This window comes from Microbispora bryophytorum (assembly GCF_043197435.1).
GTDB classification, from domain to species: Bacteria; Actinomycetota; Actinomycetes; order Streptosporangiales; family Streptosporangiaceae; genus Microbispora; species Microbispora bryophytorum.
Genome location: NZ_JBICTF010000001.1, coordinates 896,214 through 911,699 on the forward strand (window position 1 = coordinate 896,214; position 15,486 = coordinate 911,699).

Genomic DNA, 15,486 nt, shown 5'->3' on the forward strand with positions numbered 1-15,486 from the left:
GTCCCGGGGGCAGGCCGGGCGGCTTCGTCAGCCGCCGGTCGCCTTCTTCCACTCGGCCTGGGCGTCGGTCAGCTTCTGCGCCAGGGTGTCGAGGAACTCCTGGGGTTGCATCTGGCCGAGCAGCACCTTCTGGAAGAGGGGCTCGGTGTCGGCCTTGGTGATGGAGGAGAACTGCGGCAGGTAGTAGGGCGGCGACACGACTTGGGTGTTCGGGTCGTTCAGCGTGTCGACGGCCGTCTTCAGGTGCTCAAGGCCCTGCAGCCAGGAGTCGCCCTGCGCCTCGGTGTTGGCCGGGATCTGGCCCGTCTGCTGGTTCCAGTAGCTGTTGCCCTCGTGGGAGACCAGGAACTCCACGAACTTCCAGGCGGCGTCCTTGTGCTCGCTGCCCTTGAACACCGCGAAGCCGTCCACGGGGTTGGCGACGACGGTCCGCCTGCCGCCGGGGCCGGTCGGCAGTGCGAAGGCGCCGATCTTGTCCTTGCCGTGCGCCTTGACGTGGTCGTTGTAGGAGCCCAGGTTGTGGTGCATCATCGCGATCTTCCCGGTGCCGAACGCGGCGACCATCTTCGGGAAGTCGTTGGTGACGTCGGCCTCGGGGGTGTCCTTCTTGTACAGCCCGGCCATCTTGGTGAGAAACTCGACGTTCTTCGGGTCGTTGACCGTGCTCTTGCCGGAGGCGTCGAAGAACTCGCTCACGCCCGAGTAGGAGTACATCTCGGCCAGGATCTGGAAGATCGAGCCGGCGCCGCCGCGGATGGTGTAGCCGTACGCGTCGGGCTTCTTGGTCAGCTCGTCGGCGTCGGCGAAGAACTCGTCCCAGGTGCCCGGCGCCTGCTGGAGCCTGTCCTTCAGGTACCACACCACGTCCATGTTGGAGGTGCCCGGCACCAGGTAGAGCTTGCCGTCGGGCACGGTCTTGCGGACCGAGTCGAGCATCGGCGCGGCCAGCTTGCCGTTCACCGCACTCGTGGTCAGCCATTCGTCCGCCGGCTCCAGCGCCTGCTGGCCGGTCAGGTTGGCCAGGTACGACGTGGTGACGCCGCCGACGTCGGGGGTGTCCCCGCCCGCGATGGCGGTGTCGTACTTCTGCTGGACGGAGGCGATGGGGATGCCGACGTACTCGACGTGGATCGAGGGGTTGGCCGCCTCGAACCGCTTGATCAGCTCCTGGTAGATGGGGGTGCGGGCGCCCCCGTTGTTGTCCCAGAACGTGATGGTCGTCTTGCCGGAGCCCTCGCCGGAACCCGAGTCCGACCCGCACCCGGTGGCGGTGACGGCGAGGACGGCGAGCGCCGCCCAGGCCACTTTCATCTTCATGGTTCCTCCTGCGTACGACAGGCTGCTCTCGACAGTTCTCTGGGGGTGCTATCCCTTGACCGCGCCGGCGCTGATGCCGTGCACGAGATAGCGCTGGACCACTGCGAACACGCAGACCACCGGCAGGGCGGCGACGACGCCTCCTGCCGCCAGGGCCCCGAAGTCGGCGCTGTACTCCCCGATCGTGTAGCTGAGCCCGACGGGGATCGTGAAGCTGTCCTGCTTGCTGACGAACATCAGCGCGAACAGGAAGTTGTTCCACGTGTGGATGAAGGCGAACGACCCCACGGCGATCAGGCCGGGTCGCAGCTGCGGCAGCACGATCGCGAGGAAGCCGCGGAACCGGCTGCAGCCGTCGACCATCGCGGCCTCCTCGACCGTGAACGGCACGGCCGAGACGAACCCGCTCATCAGGATGATCGACAAGGGCAGGTTGAAGACGGTGTCGGCGACGATGAGGCTGGCCAGGCTGTTGATCAGGCCGAGTGACTTGAAGATGGAGAACAGCGGGATCAGCATCATCGCGCCGGGAATGAACTGGGTGCACAGCAGCACGACCATGAACAGGCCCCGGCCGCGGAACCGGTAGCGCGACAGCGCGTATCCGCCCATGACCGCGATGACCGTGGTGACCAGCAGCGACCAGACCCCGACGATCACGCTGTTCTTGAAGAACACCGCGTAGCCGATGTCGTTCCAGACGGTCTCGAAGTGCTCGAACGTGATCGGCCAGGGCACCGGGTCGGTCGATCCGGCCGGCCGCAGGGCGAACACGAGCATCCAGTAAAAGGGCACGAGGGTGAAGACCAGATACATCCCGAGGGGGACGTAGAGCCGCAGCACGCGGCCGGGATCGCGTCTCCTCCGCCGGCGGGTCCCCGCGGGCACCGCTCGCGTGCCCGGGCGGATCATGACGTCGGCGCTCATCGTGAAACCCCTCGCCTCTTCATCGTTCCTCGCCGAACCGGCTGAGCCGGAGGTAGAGGAGGGAGCAGAACAGCAGGATCACGAAGCCCGCCATCGTGAGCGCCGAGCCGTACCCGAAGTCCTTGGAGTCGACGGCTCGCTGTGCGACGTACAGCGGCAGCGTGGTCGTGACCTGCGCCGGCCCGCCGCCGGTGAGCGTGAAGAGCAGGTCGACGTTGTTGAACTCCCAGACTCCCCGCAGCAGTGTGGCCAGCACGATCGCTTCCCGCAGGTGCGGCAGCGTGACGTGGAGGAAGCGCCTGATCCGCCCGGCGCCGTCCACCGCCGCCGCCTCGTAGAGCTCGCCCGGGATCCCCTGCAGGCCGGCGAGCAGGAGGATCGCGAAGAACGGCACGCCGCGCCACAGCTCGGTCACCACCACGGCCGGGAAGACCGTGTCGGGGTTGCCGAGGACCGCCGCCTCGGGCTGCCCGAGGAAGCGCAGCACCCCGGTGCTCGGCGTGTAGAGCAGGATCCAGATGCCCGTCGTCAGCACCCCGGAGACGGCCCAGGGCGAGAAGACGAGCGAGCGGGCGAGCCCCCTGCCGATGAAGCTTTCATTGACGATCAGGGCCAGGGCCAGCCCGAGGATCAGCTGGAGGCCGATCTCGGCGACCACCCATTTCGCGGTGAAGCCCAGGCTGTGCCAGAAGACCTCGTCCTCGAACAGCATCTGCCGGAAGTTGCCGAGACCGGCGAAGCCGTCCGCCCATGGCCGGGTGAGGTTGCGGTGCTGCAGGCTGTAGTACGCGACGCTGGCGATCGGGTAGACGAGAAACACGGCGATGAGCGCGACCGTCGGTGAGATCAGCAGGTACGGCACGGCCCTGCGGCGCATCGTCGTCACCGGCGCATCTCCTCTGCGGCTTTTCCCGAACCAGGCTCAAGACATATTCCTGAACGTAGTTCACAAACGTGGACGGATCAACGGTGATGTCGCGCCTTGGTCCTGTCAAGAACTCGTGTCCTATTCGAGACATTCGCCGTTTGGGGGCCCGCGTCTTGACCGCGCGCCGTGCGCGCCGTACGGTCCCGGTGTTCATGCATATGAATCAGGTTCAGATGGATGTCGAATGACTGACAGTTCAGGAGAATGACGGAGGAAGCCGGTGACATTCGACGGCCTGCTGTTCTTCCCGGTCACCCCGTGCGACGAGGAGGAGCGGCTCGACCTCGAGGTGTTCCGCCGGCACGTGCGGCAGGGCGTCGAGGCGGGGTGCGGCGCGGTGTTCGCCTGCTGCGGCACCGGCGAGTTCCCCTCGCTCAGTCTGCGCGACTACACCGCCTGCGTGGCCGCGGCGGTCGAGGAGGCGGCCGGGCGCGTCCCGGTGGTCGCCGGGACCGGCTACGGCACCGCGATGGCCCTGGAGTTCTCCAAAGCGGCGCGGGACGGCGGGGCCTCGGCCCTGCTCGCGCTGCCGCCGTACCTCGTGCAGGCGGGTCAGGACGGCCTGCGCCGCCACTATGAGGCGATCGCGGACGGCACCCGGCTGCCGGTCATCCTCTACCAGCGGGACAACGCCGTCTTCGAGCCGGAGACGGTCGCGGCGCTCGCGGAGCACCCGGGCGTCATCGGGCTCAAGGACGGCCACGGCGACCTCGGCCTCATGCGCCGGATCATGGAGGCCGCCCCGCCCGGAATGCTCTACTTCAACGGCCTGCCGACGGCGGAGCTGTCCCAGCGCGGTTACCGGGACCTCGGGGTGGTCCGCTACTCCTCCGCCGTCTTCTGTTTCCTCCCGGGCCTCGCGCTCGCCTGCTACCGGGCGCTGCGGGACGGCCGCGACGACGTCGCGAACCGTCTGATCGAAGGCTTCTACCGTCCCCTGGTCGACCTCCGCGGCCAGGGCCCGGGGTATGCCGTCTCGCTCATCAAGGCGGGTGTGCGCCTGCGTGGTCTGGACGTGGGACCCGTCCGCCGGCCGTTGTCCGATCCCAGCCCCGAGCACCTCGGCAGGCTCGCCGCGCTGATCGACCGCGGTCTCGCCCTTCTCGAAGAACTGGAGCGGTCGCCCGATCCGGCCTGAGCGCCGGTGACACGTACGGACTCGTCCCCGGGGGAGCGACCGCGGAACGGAGACAGTCATGCCCGGAAGATCCCTACTCCTGTCGGCCGCCCTCGCGATCACGGCCGCCGTCCCCGTGCTGACGGCCGCCCCCGCCGCGGCCGGGAAGCCGGCCGATCTCGGGCGGCAGACGCTGCCCGCGGGCGACGGCTGGGCCTCGGCCGGCACCGGCACCACCGGCGGCGCGGCGGCCCCCGCGCCGAACGTCCACGTGGTCACCGACCGCGCGGGCCTGGCCGCGGCCCTCGCCTCTCCCGGCCCCCGCATCATCTACGTCAAGGGCGTCGTCGACGTCGACAGGACCTGCGCGGACTTCGCCACCGGCGGCTACACCCTGGCCGGCTACCTCGCGGCGTACGACCCGGCGGTGTGGGGCCGCGACACCGAGCCGTCCGGGCCGGTGGAGGACGCGCGGGCGGCCTCCGCCGCGGCGCAGACGAAATACATCAAGCTCAAGGTGCCGTCCGACACCACGATCGTTGGCCTGCCGGGAGCGACCATCCGGCACATCAACCTGCACGTGGACAAGGCGGACAACGTCATCATCCGCAACATCCGGTTCGAGGACACCGCCGACTGCTTCCCCCAGTGGGACCCCACCGACGGCGCCGAGGGCAACTGGAACTCCCTCTACGACAACATCTCGGTCACCGGCTCGACCCACGTCTGGATCGACCACAACACGTTCACCGACGGGGACAACCCCGACGCGAACCAGCCGGTCTACTTCGGCCGGCCCTACCAGGTGCACGACGGGCAGTCGGACATCACCAGCGCGTCCGACTTCGTGACCGTGTCGTGGAACTCGTTCTCCGACCACGACAAGACGATGCTGATCGGCTCGACCAACAACCCCGCCACCGACCGGGGCAAGCTCAGCGTCACCGTGCACCACAACGAGTTCTCCGGCAACCTTCAGCGGCTGCCCCGCGTGCGGTTCGGCAAGGTGCACGTCTACAACAACTACTACCAGGTGCCCGACGCCGAGCCCTTCGAGTACGCGCTGGGCGTGGGCGTGGAGTCCCAGATCTACGCCGAGAACAACTACTTCCGGCTGAGCCGGAGCGTGGACCCGGGCGACCTGCTCTACGACTGGGGCGGCACGACGCTGACGGCCAGGGGCAACCTGCTGCGGGTCGGCGGCAAGGAGCGGCCCATCGACCTGATCGCCGCCTACAACGCGAACCACGATCCCGACCTCGGCGCGGACGCGGGCTGGACACCGGCCCTGCACACGGGGATCGACCCCGCCGAGACCGTACGCAGAGAGGTCTCCCGGCACGCGGGAGCCGGCGAGATCCACTGACGGGCGGCGGCGCGCGGCCCCTGTGCGTGCGCGGGGGCCGCGCACCCTCAGCCCGGCGGACCGAGGCGGGACAGCGGAAGCCCGAGCTGGAGATACAGCTCCAGTTGGTCGTAGAAGATCTGCTGGTTGACGATCACGTCCTCCTGCAGGGCGAAGAACCAGCAGCACCGCACGCTGATGTACCGCCCGGTGCTCTGGAGCACGTCACCCGTGGTGAGCGCGAACGGCCCGGTGTGCCTGCCGGTCGCCACCGCGGTGACCGCCGTGGCCGCGCCGTCCACGACCTTCCGCAGCACCGTGAAGTGCATGTCCGGGAACGCCTGCCAGGTCCGGGTGTAATAGGACGCTATCTCCGAGCGTCCCTCCACCGGGCCGCCCGGCCCCACCGTGACGGGCTTGGAGCAGTAGCAGTCCATGATCGCGCCCAGATCGTGGGCGTTGAACGCGCTGACATATCGGTCCACCACCTCGTCCACCGCGAGACCCCCGATTCCCGCCGCCAGAAGTCCAGGCTATCGAGACGCGGCTTTCGCCCTCTTCATCCGGGTCCGAGCATGGAGGCGCCGCTCCCCCCGAGGGGAGAGCGGCGCGGATACGCGGGGGGGGGCGGCCTCAGGCGCGCAGGCGGCCGTCCACACGTTGCGGCACGCCGAGGGGGTTGTCGTCGCGCAGCTCCGGCGGCAGCAGGTCCGCCGGCCAGTCCTGGTACGCCACGGGGGTCGTCCAGCGCCTGATCGAGGCCGCGCCGACGGAGGTGTGCGCCGGGGCCGTGGAGGCGGGCCACGGGCCGCCGTGGTGCATCGCCCAGCTGACGGCGACACCGGTGGGCCAGCCGTTCCAGATGAGCCGCCCGGCCAGCCGGTTGAGCACCGGCACGAGGTCGCGGGCCTCCTGCGGGCCGGCCGCGTGAACGGTCGCGGTCAGCGATCCGGGCAGCCGGCGCAGCACGGCGGGCAGGTCGGCGGGGTCGCGGTAGCGGACGACGATCGCCGACGGGCCGAAGCACTCCTCCCCCAGCTCGGGCAGCCCCTCCGCGAACGCTTCCAGGTCGGCGGCGAAGACCTGCGGGGTGATGCCGTCCACCGCGCCCCCGCTCGCCAGCACGGTGAGCCGCCCGGCCAGCCGGCCGGACGCCCGCAGGTAGCCCTCGCGGATCTTGGCGGTCAGCATGGGACCGCCGGAGGTGGCGGCGACCGCCTCGGCGACGGCCTGCTCGAACCCTCCCTCCGCCGGGACGAACACCAGGCCGGGGTTGGTGCAGAACTGCCCCACGCCCAGCGTCAGCGAGGCCGCGAAGCCGGAGGCCACCTCGGCGGGGTCGGCCGAGGGCAGCACGACGACCGGATTGACGCTGCCCAGCTCGCCGTAGAACGGGATGGGGTCGGGCCGCTCGTCGATCAGCTTCTGGATGGCCGTCCCGCCCCCGAGCGAGCCGGTGAAGCCGACCGCCGTGACGAGCGGGTGCTGCACCAGCGGGGCCCCGGTCTCGAACCCGTGCACGAGCCCGAGCAGGTCGGGGTCGGGCAGTGCCTGCCGTACGACGGAGGCGGTCAGGTCGGAGGTGCGGGGGTGCCCCTCGTGGGCCTTGACCACGACCGGACAGCCGGCCGCGAGCGCCGACACCGTGTCGCCGCCCGCCACCGAGAACGCGAAGGGGAAGTTGCTGGCCGCGAAGACGGCCACGACACCGAGCGGGTGGTTCATCCGGCGCAGGTCGGGACACGGCGGAGTGGCGCCGGGGTCGGGGTGGTCGATCACCGCCTCGACCCAGCCTCCGTCCCGCAGGACGCCGGCGAACAGCCGGAACTGCGCGGCCGTACGGGCGATCTCGCCGCGCAGCCGCGCCTCGGGCAGCCGGGTCTCCTCCGCCGCGGCCGGCCACAGCTCCTCGGCGTGCTTGAGCAGGGCGTCGGAAACGCCTTCGAGCACGGTGGCGCGCTCGGCCGGGGGCGTCGCCCGCCACGCCTCGCCCGCCGCGGCGGCCCGCTCGACCGCCGTCCGGACGGCATCGTTCACCTGGTCGGACACCTCATCCCCTCACCGTAAGATTCTCGACATCGTAGCGGGGGCCGCAGAACGCCCCGCCGACCAGTGCATGCGGCAGCTCGCCGAGATCGGGCTCGCCGTGCTCGGCGATCAGCTCGGCGGCGAAGACCTCCGAGTCGTCCCCGGGCTCGAAGCCGATGGCCCGGCCCTCCTCCAGCGACCACCAGCGGCGGGTGTTGGCCGACACGCCCCACACCACGTGGAAGCCGTCGGCCGCCAGCGACGCCTCGGCCAGCCGGGCGCAGTCGTCCGGGGACAGCCAGGTCGACAGCATGCGCACGTCCCTGGGCCGCTCGAAGCACGAGCCGATGCGCAGGCACGTCACGTGCAGGCCGTAACGGTCGTGGTAGAGCGAGCCGAGCGCCTCCTTGGTCACCTTGCTCACGCCGTAGAAGGTGTCGGGGCGCGGGAACACGTAGTCGGGCGCCTCACCGGCGCCGCGCGGGAAGAACCCGACCGCGTGGTTGCTGCTGGCCAGCACGACGTGGCGCACTCCCGCCCGCCGCGCGGCCTCCAGCACCACATAGGTGCCGTGGATGTTGACCTGCAGGATGTCCGCCCACGGCTGTTCGACGCTGTGGCCGCCCAGGTGCAGCACCGCGTCCACGCCGTCCATCGCCGCGTCCATCGCCTCGGGGTCGGTGATGTCGGCGGTCACCGCCTCCTCGCCCGGCCCCGCCTCCAGCGGGACGACGTCGAGCAGGCGCAGCACACGCCCCTTCCTGGCCAGCCGGGGTCGCAGCAGGGTGCCGACACCGCCCGCCGCGCCGGTCATGAGAACTCGCATCTGCCTCCTGTCGGATCGGCCCCGCAGGAGAGCGCGGCGCTCCGCGAGCGTCCGCGCGATCTACGGACCGTGTCACTGCCAAACGGCGCAAGTCTCGCAGCAATTCCCAACCGTTCACAAGCACGGGCACAATTCACATATATGACCCGCCAATCATCGCGCTTCAGGCCTTTACTGCGGCGGTTCACGCGCGGGCTGACCAGCACCGCGGTCAGGGCCGGCCAGTTGACTTCCATCCGATCATCCGGCTAGCTTCGTGGACATATTGAAGAACTTTGTCCATATATATGGACATCTAGGGAGTGGGCGGATGCAGCTCGACGGCGTTCTCTTCTTTCCGGTCACACCGTTCGGCCCGGACGGTGAGCTGGCCGAGGACGTGCTGGCCAAGCACGTGACCCGAGGGGTGACCGAGGGCGCGGGCGGGGTGTTCGCCGCCTGCGGCACGGGCGAGTTCAACGCGCTGGGCATCGACGAGTACGCGCGGGTGGTGCGGATCGCCGTCGAGTCGGCGGGCGGGCGGGTTCCCGTCCTGTCGGGCGCCGGCGGCTCGCTCCCGTTCGCCCGCGAGTGCGCGCGCAGGGCCGCCGACGCGGGCGCGGACGGTTTGCTGCTGCTGCCGCCCTACCTGGTCAGCGCGCCCGCCGAGGGGCTGGTGCGCTACGTCCGCGAGGTCGCCGCGGCCACCGATCTGCCGATCATCGTCTACCAGCGGGCCAACGCCCGCTTCACGGCCGCCGCCGCGGCGGCGCTGACCGAGATCCCCAGCGTCGTCGGGTTCAAGGACGGCCTCGGCGACGTCGACGCGATGCAGCGGATCGTGCTCGCCGTGCGGGAGGCGACCGACCGCGACTTCACCTTCTTCAACGGGCTGCCGACGGCCGAGATGACCGTGCTCGCCTATCGGGGGATCGGCGTGAGCCTGTACTCCTCCGCCGTGTTCTGCTTCGTCCCGGAGGTGGCGCTCGCCTTCCACAAGGCCGTGAACACCGGGGACGACGACCTCGTACGGCGCCTGCTCACCGGTTTCTACCGCCCCCTGGTCGAGCTGCGCGACCTCGTGCCCGGCTACGCCGTCTCGCTCGTCAAGGCGGGCGTCGCCCTGCGCGGCCTCGACGTGGGCCGGGTGCGTCCGCCGCTGGTCGACGCGGCCCCCGAGCACGTCGCCCGCCTGGAGAAGCTGATCGCGGCCGGACTGGACATCGTCGGATGAGGAGCTCGATGAGGATTCGCGAGATCAACGTCACCCCGGTCGCCTTCCGCGACCCGCCGCTGCTCAACGCCGCCGGCGTGCACGAGCCCTGGGCGCTGCGCACGATCATCGAGATCGTCACCGACGAGGGACTGACCGGCCTCGGGGAGACCTACGGCGACCTCGACCACCTCGTGCGGGTGCGCGACGCCGCCGGGGCGCTGATCGGCCACGACGTCTACGGCCACAACGCGATGTACGCCACCGTCGCCGGCCTCGTCGGGGCCGACGTCGTCACCGACCTGCACGGCCTGACCGGCACCTCCTCGCGGGCCAAGACCGTCGACCGGATCTTCTCCCCCTTCGAGGTCGCCTGCCTGGACATCCGCGGCAAGGCGGTGGGGCGGCCCGTCGTCGACCTGCTCGGCGGCCGGGTGCGCGACGCCGTGCCGTACAGCGCCTATCTGTTCTACAAGTGGGCGGGCCATCCGGGCGCGCCGGAGGACGGCTTCGGCGCCGCGCTCGACCCCGACGGGGTGGTCGAGCAGGCCCGCCTGCTGATCGGCCGGTACGGCTTCCGCTCGATCAAGCTCAAGGGCGGGGTGTTCCCGCCCGAGCAGGAGGTCGAGGCGGTCCACGCGCTGCGTGAGGCGTTCCCCGAGCACCCGCTGCGCCTCGACCCCAACGCCGTCTGGAGCGTGGAGACCTCGATCCGGGTGGGCCGCGAGCTCGACGGCGTGCTCGAATACCTGGAGGACCCGGCCGAGGGCATCGAGAACATGGCGCGGGTCGCCGCCGAGGTGCCGATGCCCCTCGCCACGAACATGTGCGTCGTCACCCCCGAGCACATCCCGCCGGCCGTCCGCCAGGGAGCCATCGGCGTGCTGCTGACCGACCACCACTACTGGGGCGGTCTGGTGCGCTCGGCGCACATCGCCACACTGTGCGAGACCTTCGGCATCGAGCTGTCCATGCACTCCAACTCCCATCTCGGCATCAGCCTCGCCGCGATGACCCACCTGGCCGCCGCCACCCCCGCGGTCACGCACGCCTGCGACACCCACACCCCCTGGCAGGACGGTCAGGACGTGGTCGCCCCATCTTCGGGCGGTAAGGGCGCGCTGCGGTTCGTGAACGGCGCGGTCCAGGTGCCGGACGGCCCCGGGCTCGGGGTGGAACTCGACCGCGACGCCCTCGCAATCATGAACGAGCAGTATGAGAAGTGCGGGGTCCGCTCCCGCGACGACACGACGTACATGAGGTCGGTCGACCCGTCCTTCTCCGCACGGAGGCCACGCTGGTGAACGTCATCTACGCCTACCCCTGGGACATCGTCGGCGACCCCGGCGCCGCCGCGCGGCTCAAGGCGCTCGGCGTCGACGCGGTGGCGCTCGCCGCGTCCTACCACACCACCCGCGCCGCGACCCCCGCCCATCCGGCGCACCGGCTGGTCGAGGCGCGGCACGCGGCCTGCTACGTCCCCGTACGCGAGGAGGCGTGGAAGGGCAACCGGCTCGTGCCCGGCGCCCCGTCGTGGGTGGACTCGGCCGACCCGTTCGGGGAGGCCAGGGACGCCCTGCGCGCCGCCGGCCTGCCGGTGCGGGCGTGGACCGTGCTGACCCACAACACGCTGCTCGGCTCGGCCAACCCCGACCTGGTCGTCACCAACGCCTTCGGCGAGATCTATCCGTACGCGCTGTGCCCGGCGGCGTCCGACGTGCGCGACTACTGCCGGACGCTGGTCCGCGAGGTCGTCGAGGCGGGCGACCCCGACGCGCTGATCCTCGAGGCGTGCGGCGCGCTCGGCTTCCGCCACGGCGGCCACCACGAGAAGACCGACGGCGCGGACTGGTCGCCCGCGCAGGTCGCGCTGCTGTCGCTGTGCTTCTGCGCGGCCTGCGTGCGCCGCTACGAGGCGGCCGGACTGGACGTCGCCGAGGTCCGCGCGCGGGTGCGGGCGGGCGTGGACGGCGCGCCGCGCTCGGTCGAGGACGCGCTCGGCGACCTGGCCGGCGCGATGCGCGACCTGCGCACGGGGCTCGCGGGCGAACTGCGCGACCTGCTGCTGGCCGAGGCCAGGGCCGTGCGGCCGGATCTGGGCATCGCCCTGCACGCCAGCGCCGACCCGTGGGCGACCGGCCCGTTCGCGACCGTGCCCGCGGGGGTGGACGCCGACCTGCTCGTCGGCAACTGCTGGAACGCCGCCGAGGTGGACGAGGCCGGGCTGCGCGCCCTGAGCCGGCTCGGCCCCCGCGTGGGCGCGTACGTGCTGGCCCTGCCTCCGCGCCCGGCGGACGGCGCGGCGCTGTCGTTCCTGGCCGACGCCTACACGGCGGCAGGCGCCGCCGAGATCCACTGGTACCACGGCGGCCTCGCCTCCGCGGCGCGGCTGAAGGCGATCGCGGAGGCCGTCCGCCGCTGAACCGCACCGCACCCCACCACACAGAGCCGGACGATGCGGAACAATCGACGGCATGCGGTTCGGCATCCTCGGCCCCACGGAGGCGCGGCCCGACGGCGACCGCCCGGTGCCGGTCGGCGGGCCGGGGCTGCGGGCGCTGCTCGGCCTGCTGCTCCTCAACGCGGGCCGGGTGGTCACCACCGACCGCCTGATCGACGGCCTGTACGGCGCCGAGCCTCCGTCCGGGGCGGACAACGCGCTGCAGGCGCAGGTGTCGCGGCTGCGCCGGCACCTCGCCGGCCTTGGCGACCTGGGCGACCTGGTCGTGCGGGAACCCGCGGGCTACCGGCTGGCGGTGGACCCGGACGACGTGGACGCATCGCGCTTCGAACGGCTGGCGGCCGAGGGGCGGCGGGCGCTCGACGCGGGCGACCCCGGCCGGGCCGCCGCCCTGCTCGGCCAGGCCCTCGGGCTGTGGCGCGGCCCGGCGCTCGCGGACGTGCCCGACGCGCCGTTCGCACCCGCCCAGGCGGTCCGGCTGGAGGAGCTGCGCCTGTCGGCGGCCGAGGACCTCACCGAGGCGGGCCTGGCCCTCGGACGGCACCGCGACCTGCTCCCCGAGCTGCAGGAGCGGGTCGCCGAGCACCCGCTGCGGGAGCGCTCGCGCGGGCAGCTCATGCGCGCGCTGTACGCCGCGGGCCGCCCGGCGGAGGCGCTGGCCGCCTACGACGACGCCCGGCGGATCCTCGCCGACGAGCTGGGCGCCGACCCGTCGGCCGAGCTGTCCGCGATCCACCTCGCGGTGCTGCGCTCCGATCCGGCCCTCACCCCCGCCTCCGCCCCCGCCTCCGCCGGGCTCGGCGGGCGGCCGGTGCCGCTCACCTCACTCGTGGGCCGCGCCGCCGAGCTGGAGCGCATCGACGCGCTGCTCGCCGAGGCGCGGCTGGTGACGCTCACCGGCCCGGGCGGCACCGGGAAGACCCGGCTGGCACTCGAAGCGGCCACCCGGTGGCCCGGCGAGGTCTGCCTCGTGGAGCTGGCCCCGCTCACCGACGGCGCCGACGTGCCGCAGGCCGTGCTCGGCGCGCTCGGGCTGCGCGAGAGCGCCCTGGCCATCCCCACTCCCGGGACCCGGCAGGGCGCCGCCGATCCCCTCGCCCGCCTGGTGGCGGCCCTGACACTGCGGCCGGTGCTGCTCGTGCTCGACAACTGTGAGCACGTCGTGGAGGAGGCGGCCCGGCTCGCCGACCGGCTGCTCGCGGCCTGCCCCGCCCTGCGCGTGCTGGCCACCGGCAGGGAGGCGCTCGGCATCACCGGCGAGCGCCTGTGCCCGGTTCCCCCGCTGCGGGTCCCCCCGCCCCCTGCCGGTGAATCCGCCGACGAGCTCACCGTCGAGGACGCGCTCGCCTATCCGGCCGTAGGGCTGTTCGTCGAGCGGGCGGCCGCCGTACGGCCCGGCTTCGTCCTCGCGCCCGGCGACGTCGAGCACGTGCTGCGGATCTGCCGGGCGCTGGACGGGCTGCCGCTGGCCGTCGAGCTGGCCGCGGCGCGGCTGCGCTCGCTGCCCCTGGCCCAGATCGCCGCCCGGCTCGGGACCGGCGACGGCACAGCCGGCATGGGACCGGAGGGCGACGCCCCGCGCTTCGCGCTGCTGTCACGCGGCAGCCGTACGGCGCAGCCACGCCACCGGACGCTGCGCGCGGTCGTCGAGTGGAGCTGGGACCTGCTCGACGAGCCGGAGCGCGCGCTCGCGCGGCGCCTGACGGTCTTCGCGGGCGGTGCGACGCTGGAGGCGGCCGAGCGGGTGTGCGGCCTGCCCGACACCGACGGCGTGCTCGCCTCCCTGGTGGACAAGTCACTCGTCGAGGTGGTGGACGACCGCTATCGGATGCTGGAGACGATCCGGGCGTTCTGCGCCGAACGGCTGGCCGAGGCCGGCGAGAGCGAGCCCATGCGCGAGGCCCACCTCGCGTACGTCCTGGACCTCGCCACCACGGCGGACCCGCACCTGCGCGGGCCGGACCAGATCGAGTGGCTGCGCCGGCTGGACGGCGAGCGCGACGACCTGCAGGCCGCGCTGCGCCGCGCCGTACGCGCCGGCGACGTGACGCCCGCGCTGCGGCTGCTGTCGGCCGCGAGCGGCTACTGGCTGCTGCGCGGACTGCGCGGCGAGGCCGCCCGGCTCGCCGCCGAACTGCTCGGCAGGCTCGGCGCCACGCCGCCGGACGGGCTGGAGGAGGAGCACGTGGTGTGCGCCTGCCTCGTGGCCTGGGGCGGGACGAGCGGCCCCGTCGTGGACGCGCTCGTGGCCGAGGTCGTCCGCCGGACCTACACGCTGCCCATGCCGCCTCGCCAGCCGTTCCTCCTCGTGCTGCACGCGATGATCAGCGGTCCTCCCGCCAGGGAGGAACTCCACCGGCTGGAGGACCTGTTCCGTGTGCTCGACCGTGACCCGTGGACGCGGATGCTCAGCCGGTTCAGCCTCTCCTATCTCAAGACGTTCGACGGCCGGCTCGACGAGGCCGAGCAGGAGCTCACCGGCGCGCTCCAGGACGCCCGCGCCGCCGGGGACGTATGGCTTCGGGTGATGGTGTTGTCCGCGATGTCCGACGTCGCCGACCGGCGGGGACATTTCGAACGGGTCGAGGCGCTGACCAACGAGGCGCTCGACCTGGCCGAGCGGCTGGGCGCCACGGCGGACCTCGCCGAGACCCTCTGCCGGCGCGCCTGGGCTCGGATGCGTTCCGGAGACACGGACTCCGCGAGGGCCGACTTCGAGCGGGCCGCCGAGCTGTCCCGGCGGACCGGCGCCCCGGAGGCCCTCGCGACGGCGCTCCTCGGGCTCGGCGAGCTCGCCCGGCTCGGCGGTGACCTGCCCGAGGCCCGGCGGTGGTACGAGACGGCCCTGGCGGAATGCACGGCCGAGTGGTTCAACGCCGAGGAGACGCGCTCGCACGTCTACCTCGCGCTCGGCTGGGCCGCGCAGATGTCGGGCGAGACCGCAGAGGCACTGGCGTGGCACCGCCGCGCCCTCACCACCGGCCTCGGCACTCGCAGCCTCACCATGACCGCCGCGGTCGCAGAGGGCGTCGCCGGCGTCGCGGTGCTGGAGGAGGCCCCCGAGCGGGCCGCCTGGCTGCTGGGCGTCGGCGCCGCGCTGCGCGGGGCTCCCGCCGCCCGCGACCCGGACGTCGCCCGGATCGAGGCACGCTGCCGGGCCGCCCTCGGCGACGACGCCTTCGACCGGGCGTACGCCGAGGCCGAGGCGTTCACCCGGCAGCGGATGCCGGTCACGGCGGGCAGCGCGGGGGGCAGCGCGGGGGGCAGCGCGGGGGGCACGGAGACCGCGGCGCTGACCGTCATCGAAGGGCACCTGTCAGCGCTCGGTGGGTGAGTCGTCAGCGC

12 protein-coding genes are annotated in these 15,486 nt (G+C 72.3%); 6 read left to right on the top strand and 6 right to left on the bottom strand.

Annotated features, from left to right (window positions below):
• Positions 1 to 27: 27 nt before the first annotated feature.
• Genes ACGFIB_RS04160 through ACGFIB_RS04170 form a run of 3 tightly spaced genes read right to left on the bottom strand, consistent with a single transcriptional unit; the run spans position 28 to position 3,121 of the window.
• Positions 28 to 1,317, bottom strand: coding sequence for an ABC transporter substrate-binding protein (locus tag ACGFIB_RS04160; RefSeq protein ID WP_357248538.1), 1,290 nt, complete (start codon positions 1,315 to 1,317; stop codon positions 28 to 30).
• Between the two features lie 48 nt (positions 1,318 to 1,365).
• Positions 1,366 to 2,244, bottom strand: a complete 879-nt coding sequence (locus ACGFIB_RS04165; protein WP_357248535.1) for a carbohydrate ABC transporter permease — start codon at positions 2,242 to 2,244, stop codon at positions 1,366 to 1,368.
• Between the two features lie 19 nt (positions 2,245 to 2,263).
• Entirely contained in the window at positions 2,264 to 3,121 is an 858-nt protein-coding gene (locus ACGFIB_RS04170) for a carbohydrate ABC transporter permease (protein ID WP_357248655.1), read from the bottom strand.
• Between the two features lie 271 nt (positions 3,122 to 3,392).
• Between ACGFIB_RS04170 and ACGFIB_RS04175 the strand changes: the two genes are divergently transcribed.
• Together ACGFIB_RS04175 and ACGFIB_RS04180 are read left to right on the top strand one after the other, a co-directional pair.
• Positions 3,393 to 4,310 (top strand): 5-dehydro-4-deoxyglucarate dehydratase, encoded by a 918-nt coding sequence (locus ACGFIB_RS04175; RefSeq protein WP_357248532.1) that lies wholly within the window; start codon positions 3,393 to 3,395, stop codon positions 4,308 to 4,310.
• Positions 4,311 to 4,368: 58 nt separating this feature from the next.
• Entirely contained in the window at positions 4,369 to 5,655 is a 1,287-nt protein-coding gene (locus ACGFIB_RS04180; protein WP_357248529.1) for a pectate lyase family protein, read from the top strand.
• A 47-nt stretch (positions 5,656 to 5,702) separates the two neighbouring features.
• Here the strand turns inward: ACGFIB_RS04180 and ACGFIB_RS04185 are convergent, their stop codons facing one another.
• The 3 genes from ACGFIB_RS04185 to ACGFIB_RS04195 form a co-directional block, all read right to left on the bottom strand.
• Positions 5,703 to 6,131 carry an ester cyclase gene (locus ACGFIB_RS04185; protein WP_393368298.1) on the bottom strand — a complete coding sequence of 143 codons (429 nt, stop codon included), beginning with the start codon at positions 6,129 to 6,131 and terminating at the stop codon, positions 5,703 to 5,705.
• 136 nt (positions 6,132 to 6,267) lie between these two features.
• The gene (locus tag ACGFIB_RS04190) at positions 6,268 to 7,671 is read right to left on the bottom strand and encodes an aldehyde dehydrogenase (NADP(+)) (protein WP_393368300.1); all 1,404 of its coding nucleotides are present in this window, start codon (positions 7,669 to 7,671) and stop codon (positions 6,268 to 6,270) included.
• 13 nt (positions 7,672 to 7,684) lie between these two features.
• The gene (locus tag ACGFIB_RS04195; protein ID WP_393368302.1) at positions 7,685 to 8,488 is read right to left on the bottom strand and encodes an NAD-dependent epimerase/dehydratase family protein; all 804 of its coding nucleotides are present in this window, start codon (positions 8,486 to 8,488) and stop codon (positions 7,685 to 7,687) included.
• A 310-nt stretch (positions 8,489 to 8,798) separates the two neighbouring features.
• On the opposite strand from ACGFIB_RS04195, the gene ACGFIB_RS04200 reads away from it, so the two are divergent.
• From ACGFIB_RS04200 to ACGFIB_RS04215, 4 genes are read left to right on the top strand one after another with little or no spacing between them, the layout of a single operon-like run.
• Positions 8,799 to 9,701 carry a 5-dehydro-4-deoxyglucarate dehydratase gene (locus ACGFIB_RS04200; RefSeq protein ID WP_142575279.1) on the top strand — a complete coding sequence of 301 codons (903 nt, stop codon included), beginning with the start codon at positions 8,799 to 8,801 and terminating at the stop codon, positions 9,699 to 9,701.
• Between the two features lie 8 nt (positions 9,702 to 9,709).
• Positions 9,710 to 10,984 carry a glucarate dehydratase family protein gene (locus ACGFIB_RS04205; RefSeq protein WP_393368304.1) on the top strand — a complete coding sequence of 425 codons (1,275 nt, stop codon included), beginning with the start codon at positions 9,710 to 9,712 and terminating at the stop codon, positions 10,982 to 10,984.
• Positions 10,981 to 12,102 carry a hypothetical protein gene (locus ACGFIB_RS04210; RefSeq protein ID WP_393368306.1) on the top strand — a complete coding sequence of 374 codons (1,122 nt, stop codon included), beginning with the start codon at positions 10,981 to 10,983 and terminating at the stop codon, positions 12,100 to 12,102. The genes ACGFIB_RS04205 and ACGFIB_RS04210 overlap by 4 nt, the downstream gene beginning before the upstream one ends.
• Before the next feature lie 52 nt (positions 12,103 to 12,154).
• Positions 12,155 to 15,475 carry a BTAD domain-containing putative transcriptional regulator gene (locus tag ACGFIB_RS04215; protein ID WP_393368308.1) on the top strand — a complete coding sequence of 1,107 codons (3,321 nt, stop codon included), beginning with the start codon at positions 12,155 to 12,157 and terminating at the stop codon, positions 15,473 to 15,475.
• Positions 15,476 to 15,486: the final 11 nt, after the last annotated feature.

Coding starts and splice junctions, on each gene's coding strand:
- ACGFIB_RS04160 (WP_357248538.1), bottom strand. CDS start 1,317: ATGAAGATGAAAGTGGCCTGGGCGGCGCTCGCCGTCCTCGCCGTCACC.
- ACGFIB_RS04205 (WP_393368304.1), top strand. CDS start 9,710: ATGAGGATTCGCGAGATCAACGTCACCCCGGTCGCCTTCCGCGACCCG.
- ACGFIB_RS04165 (WP_357248535.1), bottom strand. CDS start 2,244: ATGAGCGCCGACGTCATGATCCGCCCGGGCACGCGAGCGGTGCCCGCG.
- ACGFIB_RS04170 (WP_357248655.1), bottom strand. CDS start 3,121: ATGCGCCGCAGGGCCGTGCCGTACCTGCTGATCTCACCGACGGTCGCG.
- ACGFIB_RS04200 (WP_142575279.1), top strand. CDS start 8,799: ATGCAGCTCGACGGCGTTCTCTTCTTTCCGGTCACACCGTTCGGCCCG.
- ACGFIB_RS04195 (WP_393368302.1), bottom strand. CDS start 8,488: ATGCGAGTTCTCATGACCGGCGCGGCGGGCGGTGTCGGCACCCTGCTG.
- ACGFIB_RS04180 (WP_357248529.1), top strand. CDS start 4,369: ATGCCCGGAAGATCCCTACTCCTGTCGGCCGCCCTCGCGATCACGGCC.
- ACGFIB_RS04215 (WP_393368308.1), top strand. CDS start 12,155: ATGCGGTTCGGCATCCTCGGCCCCACGGAGGCGCGGCCCGACGGCGAC.